This is a genomic window from Nocardioides sp. SLBN-35, assembly GCF_006715725.1.
In the GTDB taxonomy this organism is placed as follows: Bacteria; Actinomycetota; Actinomycetes; order Propionibacteriales; family Nocardioidaceae; genus Nocardioides.
Genome location: NZ_VFNU01000001.1, coordinates 193,827 through 214,270 on the forward strand (window position 1 = coordinate 193,827; position 20,444 = coordinate 214,270).

Consider the following 20,444-nt stretch of genomic DNA (forward strand, 5'->3'; position numbering starts at 1 on the left):
GCGGCGTCCACGGCGGCGTCGAGGTCGGCACCCCTGTCCACGCCCGCGAGCAGCAGGTCCGCAACGCCCATGGCGGTCATGAGAGCAGAGTCGGGTGGGTGAGGGTGACCCATGGGTCACCCTCACCCACCCGACCCGGGCTTAGACGCCGACCGGCTCCTCCGTGCGCGCCTCGACCGGTGCCTCGGCCCGCGCCCGGCGCCGGGGCAGCCGCAGCTCACGCACGCCCATCAGGCCGTACGGCGCCTTGACGAGCACGGCGAGCAGCACGGCCGCCACGATCAGGTCGGCCACACCGGCGGGGAGCTCGGAGCCGCCCGTGAACCGTCCGTCCTGGAACCGGCGCAGCACCTCCTGCAACACGCTGACCGCCAGCGTCCCGACCACCGCGCCGCTGAGGGACAGGTAGCCGCCGAGCACGATCATCACGACGAACGAGAAGGTCGCGGTCAGGAAGAACCCGTTGACGTTGAACGAGGTGAGGAATCCGGCGTACAGGGCGCCGGCGAGTCCGCAGACCAGCGCGCTGAGGACCCACGCGGTCGCCCGGTGGCGGCCGACGGCGATACCGGAGGCCTCCGCGGCCCAGAAGTCCTCGCGGGAGGCACGAAGCTGCAGGCCGCTGCGCGAGCACCGGTACGCCCAGGCGACCACGACGGCGAGGGCCGCAACGCCGAACGCCCACCACGTCGTCGTACCGCGAGGGATGCCGATCATGCTCGACGACCCGCGGGTCACCTCGGTCCAGCTGTTGAGGACGTTGTAGGTGATGAGCAGCATGGCGAGGGTCGCGATGCCGGACTGCAGGCCGCTCAGCCGCGCCACCACCGGCGCGGTCACCACACCGACGACGGCCGCCACCAGTCCGCCCGCGACGAGGGCCACGGGGAAGCTGGTGTGCACCTCGCCCAGCCAGGACAGCGCGCCCGGCAGGTCGGAGAACAGGGTCTTCTTCAGCGGCACCGGGATGGTGAGGTACGCCGTGGTGTAGGCGCCGGCCGCCATGAACATGACGTGCCCGAAGGACATCACCCCCGAGTTGCCGGAGAACACCGACAGGCCGACCACGAAGACGACCGACACCAGGGCGAGCGTCGCCACCCGCGCGGTCGTGACGTCGCCGGTGACGCCCACGAGCGCGGCGAGCAGGACGAGGCCGACGAGGATCGCGGGGGTCTGCACCGCATCGAGGAGCCGGTTCCGATTCTTCACGAGACACGCACCTTCGCACCGGAGAGGAGGCCCTGGGGCCGGACGACGAGCACCGCGATGAGCGCCGAGAAGAGGAAGGCGTCGCGGAACGCGATCAGGTCGGTCGGCAGCAGCGACTCCAGCAGGGCCGTCGCCGCGCCGAGGAGGAAGCCGCCGAGGGCGGCGCCCTTGAGGCTGCTCATCCCGCCGAGCACCGCGCCCACGACGCCGATCAGCATCGGCTGCAGGCCCATGTCGGCGCCGACCGAGCCCTGCCGGGCCACGAGCACCGCGCCGCCGATCGCCGAGAGCACACCGACGATGACGAAGGCCGCCGGGATGACCAGGTTGGCCTTCACCCCCAGGCTCGCAGCCATGCGGAAGTCCTCGGCCGCGGCCCGGAGCTGGATGCCCAGCGTCGTACGGCCCATCAGCCACGCCACGAAAAGCAGCATCACGCCGCACAGGCCGAGGGTCACCAGGTCGAGCACGCTCACGTCTGCACCGAGCAGGCTGACCCGGTGCGAGAGGAAGGGCTCCGGCGGGACGCCCTTGGTGCGGGGCAGCACGGTCATCCGGGCCAGGCTCTGCAGCGCGAGGCTCACCGCGAACGACGCGATCATCAACGTCACCGGGTCGGCATTGCGCAGCGGGTGGAAGGCGAGTCGCTCGCTCACCAGGGCCACCACGACGGCGAACACGACCGCCATCAGCAGCGCCACCGGCCACGGCTGGTCGCGGAACAGGTACATCGCGAAGGCGCCGGCGAGGATGAGCTCGCCGTAGGCGAAGTTCATCAGGCCGAGGACGCCGAACAGCAGCGCGACGCCGATCGTCAGCAGGGCGTAGAGCGCGCCGAGCCCGACCGCGTTGATCAGGAACTCCAGGATCATCGGGTGACACCCACTTCAGCAGGAGAGAAGCCGAGGTACTCCACGACGGCCGGCATGCGACCGAGCTCGGCCGCGGTCCCGCTGCCCAGCACCCGCCCGGGCGCCTGGAGCACGTAGGAGCGGTCGGAGACCTCGAGCGAGCGGACGGCGTTCTGCTCGACGAGCAGGATCGTCATGCCCTGCTCGCGCAGGGCCACGACGACGTCGAAGATCAGGTCGACCACGATGGGCGCCAGGCCCAGGGTCGGCTCGTCGAGCAGCAGGATCCGGGGGTTGAGGAGCAGCGCGCGCGCGATCGCGAGCTGTTGCTGCTCCCCGCCGGAGAGCAGGCTCGCACCCCGGTTCCAGTAGGTGCGCAGGATCGGGAAGCGCTCGAGCTCGCGCTCGATGTCGGCGGCGACCTGCGCCCTGTCCTTGCGGGTCACCGCGCCGAGGCGGAGGTTCTCCCCCACGGTGAGGCTCGCGAAGATGCCCCGGCTCTCCGGGACGTGCGACACGCCCGCCCGGATCGTCGAGTAGGACCTGCTCGCGACCGACGTACCGTCGACGGTGATCGAGCCCGACGCCACGGGCACCTCGCCCATGACAGCCTTGACCAGGGTGCTCTTGCCGGCGCCGTTCTGGCCGATCAGCGAGACCAGCTCACCCTCACCGACCTCCAGCGAGCAGCCCTGGACGGCTCGCACCGACGAGCCGTACTGGAGGTGGACGTCCTCGATGCGCAGGACCATGTCAGTGTCGCTTTCCGAAGTAGATCTCGATGACCTGGGGATCGGAGCGGACGGCCGCGGGCTCGCCCTCGATCACCGTCCGGCCGCTGTCGAGGACGTGGAGGCGGTCGCAGGTGCCCATCACCACGGACATGTCGTGCTCGACGAGCAGTACGCCGCACTCGCGCCGCTGTGCGAAGCCGCGGATCGCGGTGATCAGCTCGACGGCCTCGGTCTCGTTCTGTCCGGCGGCCGGCTCATCGAGGAGCAGGAACCGTGGCCGGGCCGCCAGTGCCCGCGCGATCGCCGTGGTGCGCACCCGGCCGGCGGTGAGCTGCTCGGCCCGGTCCCCGGCGACTCCTTCCAGGGAGAGCTCCTCGAGGATCTCGCCGGTGAGCTCTCGAGCCGCACCCCGCCGCAGCCCGGCGCCCAGCGCCGCGACCTCGACGTTCTCCCGCACCGTGAGGCGGCCGAAGACCCGGCCGCTCTGGAAGGTGCGCACGACGCCCCGACGCGCACGCTGACGCATCGAGCGGCGGGTCAGGTCCTCGTCGTCGAGCCAGATCCGGCCGGAGGTGGCCCGCAGCATGCCGCTCAGGAGGTTCAGGGTGCTGGTCTTGCCCGACCCGTTCGGACCGATCAGGCCGAGGACCTCGCCGCTGCGGACCTCGATGGAGACCCCGTCGACGGCCTTGAGGCCGTCGAAGTGGATCCCCCCGTCGGCCATCCGCAGCACGGATGACCGACGGGAGAGCTCGGTGGCGGTGGTCATGACGCGCAGGAGTTGCCGTCGTCGACGTTCGGGATGGAGTCGACCCGCTGCTGCCCGGCGAAGGTCATCGCGCCGTCGGCGACCTGGACCACCGTCATCGGCATGTCGATGATCTTGTGGCAGGTCTTCGAGAAGTACGCGACGTCGCCGATCGGCGTCGTCACCGACCCGTCGCCCTCGAGCGCCGCCTTGAGGTCGGCGCCGGAGAAGGACTTCGCCCTGCCCGCGGCGTCGGCGATCGCGGACACCATGTTGTAGCCGAGGAGCGCATAGCTCGAGGCCGGCTCGGACTTGTACTCGGCCTGGTAGTCCTTGACGAAGGTGTCGAGGTCCGCCGAGTCGGCGCCGGTGCAGTACACGTAGCAGGCGAAGCCGGTGTAGTAGATGTCGCTGGCCTTGTCCCCGACGACGTCGAGCAGCACCTGGCCGTCGAGTGCCGCGGGACCGACGACCGGGATGGTCACGCCGGCCTCGCGCAGCTGCCGGATCGCGGTGGCGCCGCCGGGGTTCCAGCTGGCGACGTAGACGAAGTCGGGCTGCTGGGCCAGGCCCTTGAGCCGGCTGGCCTGGCTGCTGATGTTGACGTTGTCACCACCGGGGAAGGCGTCGTCGCCGACGATCTTGCCGCCGAGCTCCTCGAACTTCGCGGTGAAGTAGCGCCCGGCGGACTTGGTGTACTCGATGCTCTCGTCCTGCAGGACGTACGCCGAGCGCCAGCCCTTCTCGTAGGCCCAGGCAGCGCCCGAGGCGCCCTCGACGTCGCTGCCCGCGTTGGCCGAGAACACGTAGTCGCCGAGGGTGGTGGTGTCGGCCATCTTCGGGTCGCCCGCGCAGATGGAGACCGAGGGGATCTCCGAGGCCTGCGCGACGGAGGCGCCCGGGGCGCTGAGGTCGAAGTCGCAGGGGGTGACGAGGAGGTCGATGCCCTCCGCGATCAGCTCGGTGGCCGCCGTACCGACGGTGTCGGGGTCGGAGCGGACGTCCTTGCTGACCACCTTGATCTTCTTCCCGTCGATGCCACCGTCGGCGTTGATCTCCTTGATCCGGAGCAGCGCGGCGTTGCCGGGCTCGACGTCGAACGGCGCCATGTTGCCGCTCTGGCTGAGGGCGAAGCCGACGACGAGCTGGTCGCCGCCGTCCGCGGCGTCAGAGCCGCCCGAGCAGGCGGCGGTCAGGACGAGGGTGCCGACGGACAGTGCCGACAGGGCGATCCGGCCCGAAAAAGGGCGCGCGAAACCAAGCATGGGTCCTACCTAGGGTCGAAGGAGGTGGGGTCGGAGTGGTGGTGGAGGAGGGCGCGGCCTAGGAGACGGCGGCCCGCAGTGCGACCCGGACGCACTCGATGGTGGTGGCGACGTCGGCCTCGGTGGTGGCCGCGTTGAGCCGGCGGTCCCCGGTCGGGAACGCCGGCTCGAGGACGCCCTGGGCGAGCAGGGAGGCGTGGTAACGCCCGTACATCTCCGCGTCGGACTGCATCGCCTCGCGGAAGTTGGTGGGGAGCTCGGGCCGGAAGTAGACGCACCACTCCGAGCCGAGGCCCGCGACAGTGGCGGGGGCACCGGTCTCGGCGATGGCGTCGGCGATGCCGGCCCGCATCTGCTCACCACGTGCGTAGAGCGTGGTGAAGATGTCGTCGCTCTCCATGATCCGCATCGTCGTGTTGGCCGCGGCGAGTGCGTACGGCGACGCGTTGTACGTCCCGTCGATCGTCGCCTCGGTCCTGCTGTAGGCACCGAGATGTCCCATCAGGGCGTCGATCCCGGCCAGGCCGGCCAGCGAGTAGCCGTTGGCGACCGCCTTGCCGAACGCGGTGAGGTCCGGCGTCACGCCGCAGATCGACTGGTAGCCGCCGATCGCCGCGCGGAAGCCGGTCTTGACCTCGTCCATGACCATCACGACGCCGTGCTGCGTGCACAGTTCGCGGAGCAGCTCGAGGAACCCGGGCGCGGCCGGGACACAGCCGAAGCTGTGCACGTAGCCCTCGGTGAACGCTGCGGCCAGCTGGTCGCCGTACTGCTCGAAGGCGGATCGCAGGCCGGCGGCGTCGTTCCACTCGACGACAACGACGTCGGCGACCACCGCGGGGTGCAGGCCGCCGCCGTTGGGGGTGTTGAGCGCCGAGGTGTCGGTGAGGTCCTTGCGGGAGCTGCCGACGGCCACGTGGTCGTTCCAGCCGTGGTAGGACCCGTGGAACTTGAGGACCTTGAGCCGGCCGGTAGCGGCCCGGGCCACGTGCACCGCGTGCATGGTCGCGTCGGTGCCGGAGGTGCAGAAGGCGACCTTGTCGGCCGAGGGCATCACGGCACAGATCCGCTCGGCCAGCTCGGCCTCGCCGGCCTGCGGGCCGACACCCGTGAGGTCGCAGGTGTTGGCGGCGGCGAGGACCGCCTCGTTGACGCGCCGGTCGCTGTGACCGAGCACGATCGGGCCCCAGGCGTTGAGGTAGTCGACGTACTGTCGACCCTCCTGGTCCCAGACGTAGGCGCCCTGGGTGCGGACGAAGACCTGCTTCCAGCCGACCCGGTGGCCCGACGAGACACCTCGCGGGACGACGGCCTCGGACCGCCTCCAACTCGCGGCCTGGTCGATGGCGGGCTCAGACATGGTGGACACGGTCGGCTCCTTCGGAGGGGTTCGAGGCGAGGTCGGCGAGCAGGGCGGCGCTGAGCCGCTCGGCCACCATCACGACGGGCAGGTGGGTGTTGGCAGCGGGGACCTCGGGGATGACCGAGCAGTCGATCACCCGGACCCCGGCCAGGCCGTGCACCCGGCCGCGCTGGTCGACGACGGCGCCGGGATCGTCGGCACGGCCCATCCGGGCGGTGCCGACGGCGTGGAAGTAGTCGCCGATCGACGAGGTCAGCCAGGCGTCGTACGCATCCGGGTCGTCGAGCGCCGAGACCGGCGTACCGGCCGCGTCGATGAACGCCTCCTCGACGATCTCGTCGAAGGGCGCGGTCCTCAGCAGTCGCCGGGCGACGTCGACCGCCTCACGCATGACCTGTCGGTCGCGGTCCGTGGTGAGCATCCGCTCGGCGACGACCGGCGGACCGGTCGGGTCGTCCGGGTCCAGCCGGACCTCGCCGGTGGAGGTCACTGTCATCACGGCGGCCATCACCACCGCGTGGTGGGCAGGCGTGCTCTCCGAGAGCGCGCCCTGCATGGGCAGCACGTGGATGTCGCCCTGTTCGATGCTGGACGACGTGCGGACGACCGCGTTGATGCACGGCTGCCCCGCCCGCACCTCGCGTGCCTCGGGCCGCAGTGCCAGCAGGATCGAGGCCGCCGGGTGGTCCTGCAGGCCCTTGCCGACACCCGGCCGGTCGCAGCCGCTGCGCAGCAGGACCGCGGGGGTCTCGATCGCGCCGGCCGCCAGGACCACCTGGTCGGCGTACAGCGGGGTGCCGTCGACCAGCAGGACGCCCACGACGACATCGCCCTCGCGCAGCAGCCGGTCGACCCGGCTCCCGGTGCGGAGCTCGACGGTGCCGCGCTCGAGCGCGGGGCGCAGGTAGACCTCGGCGCTGGAGCGCCGGCCGAGCGCGTCGGCGTTGCGCCACAGGGTGCCGCCCCCGTCCTCCGGGGTCAGGGTGTCGACGCCGGTGCTGAGGCCGAGCGCGGCGGCGGCGCCTACCAGCGCGCGGTCCATCGGTGTGTAGGCCTCAGCCGGGGTGGCGACCAGGTCCCGGGCGAGCCGCTCGAAGGTCGGCGCGACCGCCGCCCACGACCACTCGTCGAGGCCGTGGTGCTCGGCCCAGCGGTCGTAGTCGCGCGGCAGGCCGGGCAGGGCCAGCATCGCGTTGACCGACGAGGAGCCGCCGACGCCGCGCCCGCGGTGGTACTGCCGCGGAGCGTCGCCGGAGAGGCGGGTGGCCACCAGCCCCGGGTCGAAGGCCTCGGGCGAGACCATCGCGTCCATCCAGTTCGCCGAGGCGAGTCGGGTGCCGGTGTCGGTGCCCTGCCAGTCGGGGCCGGCCTCGAGCAGCACGACCTCGTGCTCCTCGCTCAGCCGAGCGGCGACGACGCAGCCGGCGCTGCCGGCTCCGACGATGATGATGCGTGCCATCTGCTCTCTCCGTTCCTCTGCGCGCGGCGGGTCAGCTCGCCGGCGGGACGAAGAAGTGCGGGTTGAGCACCATCAGGTCCTCGCGGCTCAGCTCGGAGATCGAGCTGCGCCCGATGCCGAACATGGTCTCGCGGATGCCGCTGCGCAGGATCTGCAGGACCTCGTGGACGCCGTCCTCGCCGTTGACCGCGAGTCCGTAGAGGAAGGCCCGGCCGACGAAGACCGCGCGGGCACCGAGCGCCAGCGCCTTGACGACGTCCGAGCCGCGCCGGATGCCGCCGTCGAGGGTGACCTCGACCTGGTCGCCGACCGCGTCGACGATGCTCGGCAGGTAGCGCAGCGGCGAGGGGCTGCCGTCGATGTTGTTGCCGCCGTGGTTGGAGACGCCGATGGCGTCGGCTCCCAGGTCGACGCACAGCTTGGCGTCCTTGATCGTGTTGATGCCCTTGACCATGAACGGTCCGCCCCACAGCTCGCGAAGCCACTTCACGTCGTCCCAGGTCGGGGCGGGGGTCTCCTCGAAGCGGGACCACGCGGCGCCGAAGTACGGCGTCGACCCGTCCAGCTCGAAGAGGTTGGGCACCTTGAGGTCGGGGATCCGGCCGCGGCGCAGGTAGCTGCCGAACCACAGCGGGCGCGACAACGCCTCCGGGGCGAGCTCGGCCATGGTCCGCAGTCGCATGTCGCTGGGCGGCGCGGGTGGCACACCCCAGTCCCGACGGGGGGTGTGCGACCAGTCGAGGGTCACGATGAGCGCCTTGGCGCCGGCGGCGCGGGCCGCCTCGACGCGCGCCTCGATCTCGGCCTTGGTGCCGACCCAGTAGAGCTGGAAGATCGTCTTGTCGTTGGCGCGGGCGACCTCGGTGACGGGGTCGGAGGCCCAGGAGCTGAGGCCGACGGCGGTCCCAGCCCGCGCGGCGGCGCGGGCGACGCCGATCTCGCCGTCGGGGTGGATCGCCTGTGCACCCACCGGGGAGATGACGACGGGGAAGTCGATGTCGAGCCCGAGCAGTGAGGTCGCCGTGTCGATGCTGGTCGGGCGGTCGAAGACGGTGGGCGAGAAGCCGAGCTCGTCGTACGCCCGGATGTTCTCGTCGAGTGTCCAGCCCTGCTCGTTGCCGGCCTTGACCGCCAGCCAGACCGCCCGCGGCAGGCGCCGCTTGGCCAGTCGCTCGGCCTCCGCCAGGTTGCGGAACCGGATGCGCTTGCTCATCGGGGAACTCCTTCGGGAATGGTGAGACCCGGATCACCGTAGGCTGAAACGTTTCTTACGGCAATACCCTTTGAGGAACTTTCTGTAACGACAGTGCCAATCGATCCGAGGTGGGGTGAGATGATCGGGAGCAAGCACAGATTCGTAATACCCATTGCAGAATCTCTCTCTTGACCGGATCCTGTAACACGTGTACCAATCGTGCTAGCCGGTGCGCGGACGTACCTGCTCCCGACCGAGAAGGTGGACGATGACCCCCGACCAGACGCTCTTCGTCGCGACCAGCGACCTCGCCGGCCAGCTGCGCGGACGCTCGGTGCCCGCGGCCGCCGCGGACTCCGTCCTCCAGCGCGGCGTCGGCTGGGTCCCCGCCGACCTCGCGATCACGGCGTTCGGCACCATCGCCCCGAACGTCTTCGGCTCGACAGGCGACCTCCGGCTGATGCCGGACGCCTCGACCCGGATCGAGATCCCCGCCCGCGGCGAGGACCCCGCGGTCTCCCTGGTCCTCGCCGACCAGACCGAGCCCGACGGCTCACCCTGGGCCTGCTGCCCGCGCACGTTCGCCCGACAGGCGCTCGACGACCTGCGTGCGGCGACCGGGCTCGAGGTCACTGCCTCGTTCGAGCACGAGTTCATGGTCGACGGCCTCCCCGCGACCGCGCCGTTCTCCTTCGCACGCCACCGCAGCATCGAGCCCTTCGGCTCCGAGCTGGTCGCGTTGCTCGAGGCGACCGGCCTGCAGCCGGAGAACTGGCTCCCGGAGTACGGCGCAGACCAGTTCGAGGTCACCCTCGAGCCCGCACCCGGCCTGGTCGCCGCGGACCGTGCCGTCCTGCTCAAGGAGCTGGTCCGCGACCTGGCGCGCCGCCACGGCCGCGGTGTCACCTTCGCCCCGCTCACCCATCCCGACGGCAGCGGCAACGGCGTCCACGTCCACCTCTCGCTGCGCACCGCGGACGGCACCCCCGCGCTCCACGACCCGAGCGCCCCCGCGGGCCTGAGCGCGGTCGGCCGGCGCTTCGCCGCGGGCATCCTGGCCCACGCGCAGGCGCTGCTGGCGTTCACCGCGCCCAGCCCCGTCTCGTACCTGCGGTTGACCCCGCACCGCTGGAGCGCCGGCGGCGTCTTCCTCGCCGAGCGCAACCGTGAGGCCCTGCTGCGCATCTGCCCCACCAGCACGGCCGGTGGCGGCGATCCTGCGCGCCAGTACAACCTGGAGTTCCGCGCCGCCGACGCCACCGCCAACCCCTGGCTCACCCTCGGCCTGCTCGTGCGCGCCGGCCTGGCCGGGATCACGGGCGACCTCGCCGAGCCCACCATCTGGCCGGAGTCGGTGACCGAGGACGAGCTCGCGGGCGTGCCGCTGCTCCCGAAGGACCTGGCGGCCGCGCTCGACGAGCTGACCGCCGACGAGGTCGTCACCGGCTGGTTCGACCCCGCCCTCCTCGACACCCACGTCTCGGTCAAGCGGGCCGAGCTCGCTGCCGTGGCCGAGCTGTCCGAGGTCGAGCGCTGCGCGAGGTTCGCCGATGTCTACTGAGTCCCGCGCCGCCCTGACGGAGGCCCTGGCCGACCTCCGGCTGGTCGACCACCACGTCCATTCCTCGCTCGCCGCACCGATCGGCCTGACCGAGCTCGGCGACCTGCTCACCGAGTCGGACCGCCCCGCCGCGGCCGGCACCTCGCCGTTCGACAGCCAGGTCGCGTTCGCCGTACGGCGGCACTGCGCGCCGCTGCTCGACCTCGACCCGCACGCCCCGATCGAGCAGTACGTCGCCGCCCGGACCGCGCTCCCCACCGAGGAGGTCGACCGCCGCCTGCTCGGCGCCGCCGGGGTCGACCGCTGGCTGGTCGACACCGGCTTCCGCGGCGAGGCCCTGGTGAGCCTCGACGGCTTCGGCAAGCGGGTCCCCGCTGCGTCGGTCGAGGAGATCGTCCGGTTGGAAACCGTGCTCGAGTCGGTCGCCCGCGACGGCGACGCGGCGGGACTCGAGGAACGCTTCCTGACGGCGCTGGCGAGCGCCACCCCCCGCGCTGCGGGCCTCAAGTCGGTCATCGCCTACCGGCACGGCTTCGAGTTCGACCCCGCCCGGCCCACCCCCGAGGAGGTCCGTGAGGCGGCCTCGCACTGGCTCGCGGCCCTCGAGGACGAGACGGTCGTGCCCCGCGTCGACCACCCGGTCCTGCTGCGGATGCTGCTGTGGCACGCCGTCGACACCGGCCTGCCGCTCCAGCTGCACGCCGGCTTCGGCGACCCCGACCTCGACCTGCGCCGCTGCGACCCGCTGCTGCTCGCCGACTGGCTGCGGCTGGTCGAGCCGGCCGGCACCGACGTGATGCTGCTGCACTGCTACCCCTACCACCGGCAGGCCGGCTTCCTCGCCCAGGCGTTCCCGCACGTCCACCTCGACGTGGGACTGGCGGTCAACTACACCGGCGCCGCCTCCCCGGCCGTGCTGGCCGAGGCGCTCGAGCTCGCGCCGTTCGGCAAGGTCCTCTACTCCTCCGACGCCTGGGGGCCCTCCGAGCTGCACCTGCTCGGTGCCGTGCTCTGGCGGCGCGGGATGACCGAGGTGCTCGCGCGCTGGGTCGACGCCGGCGAGTGGTCGCTCGCGGACGCCGTCCGCGTGGCGACGCTCGTGGGCCGCGACAACGCCGAGCGCGTCTACGGAGGCCGTCGTGGCTGACGTCTGGGCCGTCCTCGACGGCCACCTGGCCCAGGCTGCCGAGCTGCGCCGCGCCCTGCACCGGCAGCCGGACCTCTCCGGCGACGAGTCCCTCACCCGCGACCTCGTCCTTCGCGCGCTGCCGGCCGGCACCCCGGTCAAGGTGGCCGAGACCGGAGCGGTGCTGCGCATCGGCGGTCCCGGTCCGTGCGTCGGGGTCCGCGGCGAGATGGACGCGCTGCCCGTCGTCGAGCGCACCGGCGTGCCGTGGAGCTCGCAGAACCCGGGTGTCATGCATGCCTGCGGCCACGACGTGCACCTCGCGGCACTCGTCGCGGTCGCCCTGACGGTCGAGGAGTACGGCGCTCCCGTGCCCCTGCTCGCCGTCCTCCAGCCGCGCGAGGAGACCTACCCCTCGGGCGCCAAGGACATCGCCGAGCACGGCATCCTCGACACGGAGGAGTGCGCCGTGATGATCGGCGCCCACCTGCAGCCGGCGCTCCCCGCCGGAGTGGTGGCCTGCGTGCCCGGCGGCGTCAACGCCTCGTCCGACGAGTTCGAGATCGTGGTGACCGGCGAGTCCGGCCACGCCGCCTACCCCCACCTCGCCGACGACCCGCTGCTGGCGCTCGCCGAGATCGTGGTCGCCCTGCAGAGCGTGGTCAGCCGGTCGGTCGACCCGATGCGCTCGGCCGTCGTCGGCGTCTCGTCCTTCCAGGCCGGGCAGGCGGCCAACGTCGTGCCCGACGTCGCCCGCGCGACCGGCACCATCCGCGCCCTCTCCTCCGAGACCCGCGCGCTGCTGCACGAGCGGATCGTCGCGGTGTCGGAGAACATCGCGCGTGCCCACGACTGCGAGGCCGTCGTCCGGATCACCGTGGGTGAACCGGTCCTCGAGAACGATCCCCGCCTGGTCGAGCTGGTCGCCACCCGGCTCGCCGGCCAGGGCATGCCGGTCTCGACCGACCTGCGCTCACTGGGCGCCGACGACTTCTCGTTCTTCTCCGAGCGGATGCCGGCCACCATGATGTTCGTCGGCAGCGAGACCGACACGTCCCTGCACACGGCGACCTTCCTGCCCACCGACGCCGACCTGCGGGCTGTCGCCCGTGCGCTGCTCGCGGGCTACCTCGGCGGCGCGGCTCTCGTGGCCGACGGGTCGGGCGGGGCCTAGGCCGACACGACCGCGACCACCGCCGCACGCCGTACCGGGTCCGACCAGCGATGGGCGGCCCGGCCGATCCGGACCGCTGAGAAGGCCACCAGAAGAGCCGCGGTGAGGCCGACCAGGTCGGCCCGGCCGACGCGCGCGAACCCGGCGAGCAGCAGGCCGGACAGGGTCGTGGCGACGGAGAGCCGCAGCGAGTAGCCGACCATCGCGAGCGGCGGTGCGGGCGTGGCGCGGGCGGAGCGGAGGTCGACGGCGTACGGGTGCGCGAGGGACCAGCGCAGCGCGGCGGAGAGCGACTGGGCGACGACGACGAGCAGGGCCAGCACGACGGCCAGCGCCTCGGCGGCGGTGGGACGGCCGGCCCGGAGCGCGCCGAGGGCCAGGGTCGCCGTACCGGCGCCGAGGAGGACCTCCGCCAGCACCAGCGCCCGGGCGAGCAGGACCGTGCACGGGGAGACGGGCAGGGACTCGCGCCACAGCAGCCCGCGGCCGTCGAGGCACCACAGGTTGACGCCGAACAGCAGCACGCAGCCGGACGCGACCAGGCCGGGCAGCAGCACCAGGTTCGACCAGGCGAGGCCGCCGGCGAGCGCCACCGTGCCCGGCGCGAGGGCGAGCAGGACGGTGCCCCGCCGGAGCGGGACGCTGCGCCAGACCGAGGCGCGGTCGGTACGCCGCAGCAGGGCGAGGTCGGACGCGGGCAGGGGTCGCGGCGCGTACGTCGCGCCCTCGCGACGGGTCTCGTCGCGCGGCACCCGGCGGGCGGTGACCACGGCGAGGACGGCACCGGCGGCCACCAGCAGGACCGTCGCGGCGAGCAGCGCCACGACGGCCAGCGCCTGCGCGGCCGGGCCGCCGTGCTGGACCGCGTCGGCGACCAGCGCCGCCGGGAGCACCCCGAGGCCGGCGAGCGGCACCGCGAACCAGGCGAGGACCCCACGCCGGCGCAGGTACTCCCCGGCCCAGCCGACCGCCTGCGCCAGCGCGGTCGCGGCGACCAGCCAGGCGAGCGCGACCGGTACGGCGCCCGGCCCGGCGACCGCGGCCACCAGGCCGAGCAGGCCCCAGGCCTGGATCAGCCAGCCCGCGCTGAGCGGGGCGAGCAGCAGCGCACCCAGGTGGTCGGTCACCGGGCTGACCGGGAACACCGACGCCGGGTCGCGGGCGAGCAGCTCGCGGCCGCCCCCGCCGGCGACCGCTCCGCTCACGGCGACCAGGACGAGCGCGACCAGGCCCGGTCGGAGGAGGCGGCCGAGGTCATCGCCGGGAGCGAGGAGAGCCGGCAGGACCACCGCTGCCACGGTGACCAGGCCGAGGCCGGCCAGGGCGAGGGCGGCGGCCCGTGGTCGTCGTACCGTCGCGCGGCGGAACCACAGCAGGTGCCGGACGTCGGCCAGCGCCCGGGAGAGCTCAGGCTCAGGCCAGGAGCGCGCGGTAGGCACGGGCTCCCTCGTCCCCGGCCATGTCCTCGGCGCTGACGGTGGCGACCCGCACGCCGCCGCGCAGCACCGCGACCTCGCCGCAGACCTCGACCGCGAGGTCGCGCAGGTGCGTGGACACGAGGACGGCGGCGCCGCGGGCCCGGGCGTCCTCGACGACGGCGAAGGTGGCCTCCACCCCGAGCGGGTCGACGCCGTCGAACGGCTCGTCGAGCAGCAACACCTCGGGCTCGTGCAGGGCGGCGAGCACGACGCTGAGCCGGCGGCCCATGCCGTGGCTGAACCCGGCGGTCACCCGGTGCGCGACGTCACCGAGGTCGAACTGCTCCAGCAGCGCGCGCGCCCGCTGCTCCCAGTCGTCGAGTCGGCGCAGCCGCGCGCTCAGCTGCAGGTGCTCCCACGGCGTCGCGCGCGGCACCAGGCCTCCGACGTCCGGGCAGTACCCGACCGCCCGCTTCGCCTGCAGCGGTGCGTGCGCCACCTCGGAACCGGCGACCACGGCCCGCCCCGAGGTCGGCGGTACGACGCCCGCCAGCACCCGCATGGTCGTCGACTTGCCCGCGCCGTTGCGCCCCAGCAGGGCCAGTGCCTGTCCCGCCTCGACCTGCAGGTCGACGCCGGCCACCGCGTCGACGGTGCCGAACCGGACGTGCAGCCCGGCGACCTCGACCATCACGGCTCCCACACGGGAGGCCATCGGCAGCGACCGACCCGAGCTGAGCGGTCAGGGCCTCAGCTGCACAGCCCCGCGGCCGCGCGCTCATCGGCCGACAGGCCGCCCGACGGGTCGGGGGTCTCGCCGCCGCCCGGCGACGCCGACGCCGACCCGGACGCCGACTCGGAGGCCGACCCGGACGCCGACTCGGAGGCCGACTCCGACGCCTTGCCCGACGCCGCACCCGAGCCACCGCCCGGCGACTGGCCCGCGTTGATCGACCCGGCGACGAACTCCGGGGTGAGCGGCTGGTCGTCGATCACCAGCTGCCAGAGCCGCTCGACCGAGGGCAGCCACTCGACGCCACCGCTGACCTTGTCGGTGTCGAGGGTCCACGGCGTGGTGATGAACTTGATGTCGTTGGGGTCGATGCCCTTGGCGCTGGCCGCGACCTTGGCCATGGCGGCGACGGACTTGAAGTCGGTCTGCAGCTTGGTGGTCGCGGCGCTGATGAAGCTCGCCAGCTTGTCCGGCCGGGCGACCATGCCGGCCGTGAGCGCCTTGTCGATCATCGCGCCGATCAGCGCCTGCTGGCGGCGGGTTCGGTACGGGTCGATGCCGCCGCTGATGCCGTAGCGGACCCGCGCGTAGGCCAGCGCCTCGGTGCCGTCGACCTCGCGGGTACCGGCCTTGAGGTGGATGTTGCCGGTGGTGTCGTCGATGTCCTGCGGAACGCAGATCTCCACACCGTCGAGGGCGTTGACCATGTCCTTGAACTGGCCGAAGTCGACGACGACGAACCGGTCGACGGGTACGCCGGTGAGCTGCTCGAGCTGCTGGCGGGTGCAGCCGGGCCCGCCGACCTGGTAGGCCTCGTTCCACTTCTCGTAGCTCGTGGCGGCGGGGATCTCGCTGCCGTCGGAGCGGTAGCACGCCGGCCGCATCACCGCGGTGTCGCGGGGGATGGAGATGCCGTAGGCGAACGTCCGGTCGGCCGAGAGGTGGAACAGGATCGTCGTGTCGGACAGGCCACCGCCGGCCTCGCTGTCGATCCCGCACCCCTCGCAGCTGCGGGTGTCCGTGCCCATGACGAGGATGTTGAGGGCCTTGGTCTTCTTCTTCGGGCGGTTCTTGCCGACCACCGTCGGGTGCTCGAGGTTGCCGTTCCAGTTCTGGTAGGCCAGCACCACGCCCAGGCCGGTCAGCAGGCCGAGCGCCGTCAGGCTCGCCAGGATCACCCGGAAGACAGTCCGCCCGGGCCGCGCCACCCGTCGCCGGCCACCCATGACGGGAACGGTAGCGGGCCGGTGGGAGTTTCACCGGCCGGCCGGTGAAACTGGCGCTTGGACGAGGAAGCATCCTCGTCCAAGCGCCAGTTTTGTCGTCCCAGTCAGGGACCTGTCCACCGGATCAGGCGGGGAAGCCCTTGCCCGAAGCGGCCAGCTCGCGCAGCCACGGGGTGGCCTGGAACCGGTCGCCGTACTTCGCGGCGAGCTCGTCGGCGCGCGCGAGGAAGGCGCCCAGGCCCACCTCGCCCGTGGCCTTGTTCTCGTAGCCGGTCATGAACTGGGCGGCACCACCGGTGTTCGGCGGGAACCCGATGCCCATGATCGAGCCGATGTTCGCGGCGGCCGCCGAGGTGATGACGCCCTCCTCGAAGGTCTTCGCGGTCTCGAGCGCCTCGGCGAAGAGCATCCGGTCGCGGATGTCCTCGATCGGCGGCTGCTGCTCGGCGAGCGGGAACAGGTCGGCGAGGCCGGCCCAGATCGAGCCGCGCTTGCCGTCCTCGTAGTCGTAGAAGCCCGCGCCGCGCAGGCGACCGGCCCGGCCGGCCTCGAGCATCTTGCCGACCACGGCCTGGCCCGGGTGCACCGGCAGGTCGGGGTTGGCCTCGGCGGTCGCCTTGGCGATCTTGGCCATCAGCTCGAGGTTGAGCTCGTCGGACAGCTGCAGCACCGGGGCCGGGTAGCCGGCCGAGGTGGTAGCCCGCTCGATGGAGTACGGCGCCACGCCCTCGGCGAGCATCGCCATGCCCTCGTTGACCATGTAGCCGATGACACGCGAGGTGTAGAAGCCGCGGCTGTCGTTGACCACGATCGGCGTCTTCTTGATGAACTGGGTCAGGTCGAACGCCTTGGCCAGCGCCGCCTCGTCGGTCTTCTCGCCGGTGATGATCTCGACCAGCGGCATCTTGTCGACCGGCGAGAAGAAGTGCAGGCCGATGAAGTCGGCCGGACGCTCGACACCTTCGGCGAGCGCCGTGATCGGCAGCGTCGAGGTGTTGGAGCACAGCACCGCGTCGGCGTTGACGTGCGGCATGACCTCGGCGAAGACCTTGGCCTTGAGCTCCGGGTCCTCGAACACCGCCTCGATCACCGTGTCGCAGCCGGCGAGGTCCTCGGGCTTGTCGGTGGCCGTGATCCGGTTGAGGATCGCGTCCGCCTTCTCCTGGGTGAGCTTGCCGCGGGAGACCGCCTTCTCGTTCAGCTGGGCGGTGTAGGCCTTGCCCTTCTCGGCGTTCTCGACCGAGACGTCCTTGAGGACGACCTCGGCGCCGTTGCGGGCGTAGACGTAGGCGATGCCGGCGCCCATCATGCCGGCGCCGAGCACGGCGACCTTCTTGGGCACGAACCGCTCGTGACCCGCCGGACGCTGCGAGCCGGAGTTGATCGCCTGCAGGTCGAAGAAGAACGCCTGGATCATGTTCTTCGAGCCCTGGTTGACGACCAGGTTGGCCAGGTAGCGCGACTCGATCCGCGAGGCGGTGTCGAAGTCGACCTGCGCGCCCTCGACCGCGGCCGAGAGGATCGCGCGCGGCGCCGGGTAGTCGGCACCCTTGAGCTGCTTGCGCAGCAGGGCCGGGAAGGCGGGGAGGAAGCCGGCCAGCGCGGGCGACTTCGGCGTACCGCCGGGCATCTTGTAGCCGGGGGCGTCCCACGGCGACAGGGCGGCCTCGGGGTTGGCCTTCAGCCACGCCTTCGCGGCCGGGACCAGCTCCTCCTGGGTGGCGACGAGCTCGTCGACGACGCCCTTCTTGAGCGCGGTCTCGGGGTTGAACTGAGTGCCCTGGAGCAGCACGTCCATCAGCGCGGTCTGCAGGCCCCACTTGCGCACGGCGCGGGTCACGCCGCCGCCGCCGGGGAGCAGGCCGAGGGTCGCCTCGGGGAGGCCGACCTTGATCTTGGGGTCGTTGACCAGGATCCGGTGCTGGGTGGCGAGGGTGATCTCGTAGCCACCGCCGAGGGCGGCGCCGTTGATGGCGGCCACGACCGGCTTCGGGAACAGCTCGAGGCGTCGCAGCGACGCCTTGATGCTCTCGCACTGGGCGAACACGTCACCCGCGTTGTCCTTGGTGGTCTGGACCATCAGCTTGAGGTCGCCGCCGGCGAAGAAGGTCTTCTTCGCCGAGGTGATGACGACGCCGGTGATGTCGTCCTGCTCGGCGTACAGGCGCTCGACGGCGGCCGCCATCGACTCCCGGTAGAGCTCGTTCATCGTGTTCGCGCTCTGGTTGGGATCGTCGAGGGTGAGGGTGACGATGCCGTCGGCGTCGCGCTCGTAGCGCACAGAGGTCTGGGTGTCGGTGCTCAATGTCGTTCCTGTTCTGAGTCTCTGGGTCCGGTACGGCGTCAGACGCGCTCGACGATGGTCGCGATGCCCATGCCGCCGCCGACGCAGAGCGTGGCGAGGCCGCGGCGCAGGTCGCGCCGCTCGAGCTCGTCGATCAGGGTGCCGAGGATCATCGCGCCGGTCGCACCGAGCGGGTGGCCCATGGCGATCGCACCACCGTTGACGTTGGTGATGTCGTGGCTGATGCCCATGTCGCGCATGAACCGCATGGCGACGGCGGCGAACGCCTCGTTGATCTCGAACAGGTCGATGTCACCGACCTCGAGGCCGGCCTTGGCCAGCGCCTTGCGGGCGGCCGGGGCCGGGCCGGTCAGCATGATGATCGGGTCCGCACCGGAGACCGCGGTCGCGATGATGCGGGCGCGCGGGGTCAGGCCGAGGTCCTTGCCGACCTGCTCGTTGCCGATCAGGGTGAGCGCGGAGCCGTCGACGATGCCCGAGCTGTTGCCGGCGTGGTGGACGTGGTTGATCTTCTCGATCCAGTGGTACTTCTCGAGCGCCACGTCGTCGAAGCCGGCGTCGGCGCCGAGCTGGGCGAAGGACGGCTTGAGGCCGGCGAGGCCCTCGACGGAGGTGTCGGGGCGGACCGTCTCGTCGCGGTCGAGGACGGTCAGGCCGTTGATGTCCTTGACCGGCACGATCGCGCCGTCGAAGTAGCCGTTGGCCTGGGCCTTGGCGGCCCGGTGGTGCGACTCGGCGGCGTACGCGTCGACGTCCTCGCGGCTCCAGCCCTCGATCGTGGCGATCAGGTCGGCGCCGATGCCCTGGGGCACGAAGCCCGCCTTGAACGCGGTGGCCGGGTCGGACGCCCAGGCGCCACCGTCGGAGCCCATCGGCACGCGGCTCATCGACTCGACGCCACCGGCGATGATCAGGTCCTCGAACCCGCCGCGGACGCGACCGGCGGCCTGGTTGACGGCCTCGAGGCCCGAGGCGCAGAAGCGGTTGAGCTGGACCCCGGCGACGGTGTCCGGCAGGCCGGCCGCGATGGCCGCGGTCTTGGCGATGTCGCCGCCCTGGTCGCCGATCGGCGAGACGACACCGAGCACGACGTCGTCGATGCGGTTGGTGTCGAGGCCGGGGTTGCGCTCCTGCACGGCGTCGATCAGCCCGACGGCGAGGTCGACCGGCTTCACCTCGTGGAGGGAGCCGTTGGCCTTGCCCCGACCGCGCGGCGTGCGGAGGTGGTCGTACACGAATGCTTCTGCCATGACCGTCCTTGTTTCTGTACGGGAGAGGGTGTCTCTGGGATCGATTGTGACACTATTACTGTCATGGTCAAGAGCGAGGGGCCCGCGGACGGTGTGACCCACGACGCATCCGGGAGCGATCCACAGGAGGAGCTGCTCACCCTCGAGGAGCTCACCGCACGGGTCGGGCTGACCGTGCGCACGGTGCGCTTCTACACCTCGCGGGGCCTGGTGCCGCCTCCGATCCGGCGCGGCCGGTCGGGCTACTACTCCGCCGCCCACCTGGCCCGGATCGAGCTCGTGCTGGAGCTGCAGAGCCACGGGTTCACGCTGTCCGCGATCGAGCGGTACGTCGCCGGCATCCCCGAGGACGCCACCCCCGAGGACATCACCCTGGCCCGCACCATGCTCGCCCCCTGGCAGTCCGACCTACCCGTCGAGATGGACCGCGAGCAGCTCGAGAAGAAGGCCGGCCGGCCACTCTCGACCGAGGACGTCGCCACCCTGCAGGCCCTCGGCGTGCTGCGGATCCGCGGGACGTCGTACCTCGTCGCCAGCAACCAGCTCGCCATCGGCATCCGCCTGCTCGAGCTCGGCTTCCCCCGCGAGGTCGCGGTCGCGGCCGCGGCGGTCTACCAGGAGCACGGCGAACAGATGGCCAAGGAGCTCTACGAGGTCATCAACGACAAGCTCGCCCCGCTGTACGGCGACGCGACCACGTCCGAGCACTTCCGCGAGATCATGGAGCGGCTCAAGCCGCTGTCGGTCGGCGGCCTGGTGTCGGCGTACGAGTCAGCGGTCGCGCGCGCGGCGCGCACCCCACGGCGGCGCTGACCCGGCTCGAA

Annotated in this window: 17 protein-coding genes; 4 read left to right on the forward strand and 13 right to left on the reverse strand. The window is 72.1% G+C overall.

The features are described from left to right. Positions 1-141: 141 nt before the first annotated feature. Genes FBY23_RS00955 through mftD form a run of 8 tightly spaced genes read right to left on the reverse strand, consistent with a single transcriptional unit; the run spans position 142 to position 8,845 of the window. Positions 142-1,212, reverse strand: coding sequence for a branched-chain amino acid ABC transporter permease (locus tag FBY23_RS00955; RefSeq protein ID WP_141796437.1), 1,071 nt, complete (start codon positions 1,210-1,212; stop codon positions 142-144). Then, positions 1,209-2,084: a branched-chain amino acid ABC transporter permease gene (locus FBY23_RS00960; RefSeq protein WP_141796438.1), complete on the reverse strand. Its 876-nt coding sequence runs from the start codon at positions 2,082-2,084 to the stop codon at positions 1,209-1,211. The genes FBY23_RS00955 and FBY23_RS00960 overlap by 4 nt, the downstream gene beginning before the upstream one ends. Beyond that, entirely contained in the window at positions 2,081-2,815 is a 735-nt protein-coding gene (locus FBY23_RS00965) for an ABC transporter ATP-binding protein (protein ID WP_141796439.1), read from the reverse strand. Before FBY23_RS00965 ends, FBY23_RS00960 begins: the two co-directional genes overlap by 4 nt. Position 2,816: 1 nt before the next feature. Next, a complete protein-coding gene (locus FBY23_RS00970; RefSeq protein WP_141796440.1) occupies positions 2,817-3,566 on the reverse strand; it encodes an ABC transporter ATP-binding protein in 750 nt (249 codons plus the stop codon). Next, on the reverse strand, positions 3,563-4,810 hold the full coding sequence (locus tag FBY23_RS00975) for an ABC transporter substrate-binding protein (RefSeq protein WP_141796441.1): 1,248 nt from the start codon (positions 4,808-4,810) through the stop codon (positions 3,563-3,565). The genes FBY23_RS00970 and FBY23_RS00975 overlap by 4 nt, the downstream gene beginning before the upstream one ends. 58 nt (positions 4,811-4,868) lie before the next feature. Beyond that, positions 4,869-6,170 carry an aspartate aminotransferase family protein gene (locus FBY23_RS00980; protein WP_141796442.1) on the reverse strand — a complete coding sequence of 434 codons (1,302 nt, stop codon included), beginning with the start codon at positions 6,168-6,170 and terminating at the stop codon, positions 4,869-4,871. Then, positions 6,163-7,632 (reverse strand): GMC family oxidoreductase, encoded by a 1,470-nt coding sequence (locus FBY23_RS00985; protein WP_141796443.1) that lies wholly within the window; start codon positions 7,630-7,632, stop codon positions 6,163-6,165. Before FBY23_RS00985 ends, FBY23_RS00980 begins: the two co-directional genes overlap by 8 nt. A gap of 31 nt (positions 7,633-7,663) precedes the next feature. Beyond that, positions 7,664-8,845, reverse strand: coding sequence for a pre-mycofactocin synthase MftD (mftD, locus tag FBY23_RS00990; protein WP_141796444.1), 1,182 nt, complete (start codon positions 8,843-8,845; stop codon positions 7,664-7,666). Positions 8,846-9,095: 250 nt separating this feature from the next. Here mftD and FBY23_RS00995 point away from each other — a divergent pair, with 250 nt between their 5' ends. The 3 genes from FBY23_RS00995 to FBY23_RS01005 are packed head-to-tail and all read left to right on the forward strand — an operon-like array spanning position 9,096 to position 12,688. Next, positions 9,096-10,388 carry a glutamine synthetase family protein gene (locus FBY23_RS00995; RefSeq protein ID WP_141796445.1) on the forward strand — a complete coding sequence of 431 codons (1,293 nt, stop codon included), beginning with the start codon at positions 9,096-9,098 and terminating at the stop codon, positions 10,386-10,388. Further along, complete coding sequence (locus tag FBY23_RS01000) at positions 10,378-11,535, forward strand: amidohydrolase family protein (RefSeq protein WP_141796446.1); 1,158 nt, start codon at positions 10,378-10,380, stop codon at positions 11,533-11,535. The genes FBY23_RS00995 and FBY23_RS01000 overlap by 11 nt, the downstream gene beginning before the upstream one ends. Next, entirely contained in the window at positions 11,528-12,688 is a 1,161-nt protein-coding gene (locus FBY23_RS01005; RefSeq protein ID WP_141796447.1) for a M20 family metallopeptidase, read from the forward strand. The genes FBY23_RS01000 and FBY23_RS01005 overlap by 8 nt, the downstream gene beginning before the upstream one ends. Here the strand turns inward: FBY23_RS01005 and FBY23_RS01010 are convergent. The 5 genes from FBY23_RS01010 to FBY23_RS01030 all read right to left on the reverse strand — a co-directional run bounded on the left by FBY23_RS01010 (position 12,685) and on the right by FBY23_RS01030 (position 19,620). Then, a complete protein-coding gene (locus FBY23_RS01010) occupies positions 12,685-14,127 on the reverse strand; it encodes a hypothetical protein (RefSeq protein ID WP_141796448.1) in 1,443 nt (480 codons plus the stop codon). The two genes, FBY23_RS01005 and FBY23_RS01010, sit on opposite strands and share 4 nt — an antisense overlap. After that, positions 14,102-14,821, reverse strand: coding sequence for an ABC transporter ATP-binding protein (locus tag FBY23_RS01015; protein ID WP_141796449.1), 720 nt, complete (start codon positions 14,819-14,821; stop codon positions 14,102-14,104). Before FBY23_RS01015 ends, FBY23_RS01010 begins: the two co-directional genes overlap by 26 nt. A gap of 35 nt (positions 14,822-14,856) precedes the next feature. Next, positions 14,857-16,065 carry an LCP family protein gene (locus FBY23_RS01020; protein WP_141796450.1) on the reverse strand — a complete coding sequence of 403 codons (1,209 nt, stop codon included), beginning with the start codon at positions 16,063-16,065 and terminating at the stop codon, positions 14,857-14,859. Positions 16,066-16,189: 124 nt separating this feature from the next. Further along, complete coding sequence (locus FBY23_RS01025) at positions 16,190-18,370, reverse strand: 3-hydroxyacyl-CoA dehydrogenase NAD-binding domain-containing protein (RefSeq protein WP_260805670.1); 2,181 nt, start codon at positions 18,368-18,370, stop codon at positions 16,190-16,192. 38 nt (positions 18,371-18,408) lie between these two features. Then, complete coding sequence (locus FBY23_RS01030) at positions 18,409-19,620, reverse strand: acetyl-CoA C-acetyltransferase (RefSeq protein WP_141796452.1); 1,212 nt, start codon at positions 19,618-19,620, stop codon at positions 18,409-18,411. Between the two features lie 63 nt (positions 19,621-19,683). Here FBY23_RS01030 and FBY23_RS01035 point away from each other — a divergent pair, with 63 nt between their 5' ends. Further along, positions 19,684-20,433: a MerR family transcriptional regulator gene (locus FBY23_RS01035; protein WP_141796453.1), complete on the forward strand. Its 750-nt coding sequence runs from the start codon at positions 19,684-19,686 to the stop codon at positions 20,431-20,433. The last annotated feature ends 11 nt before the right edge of the window (positions 20,434-20,444 follow it).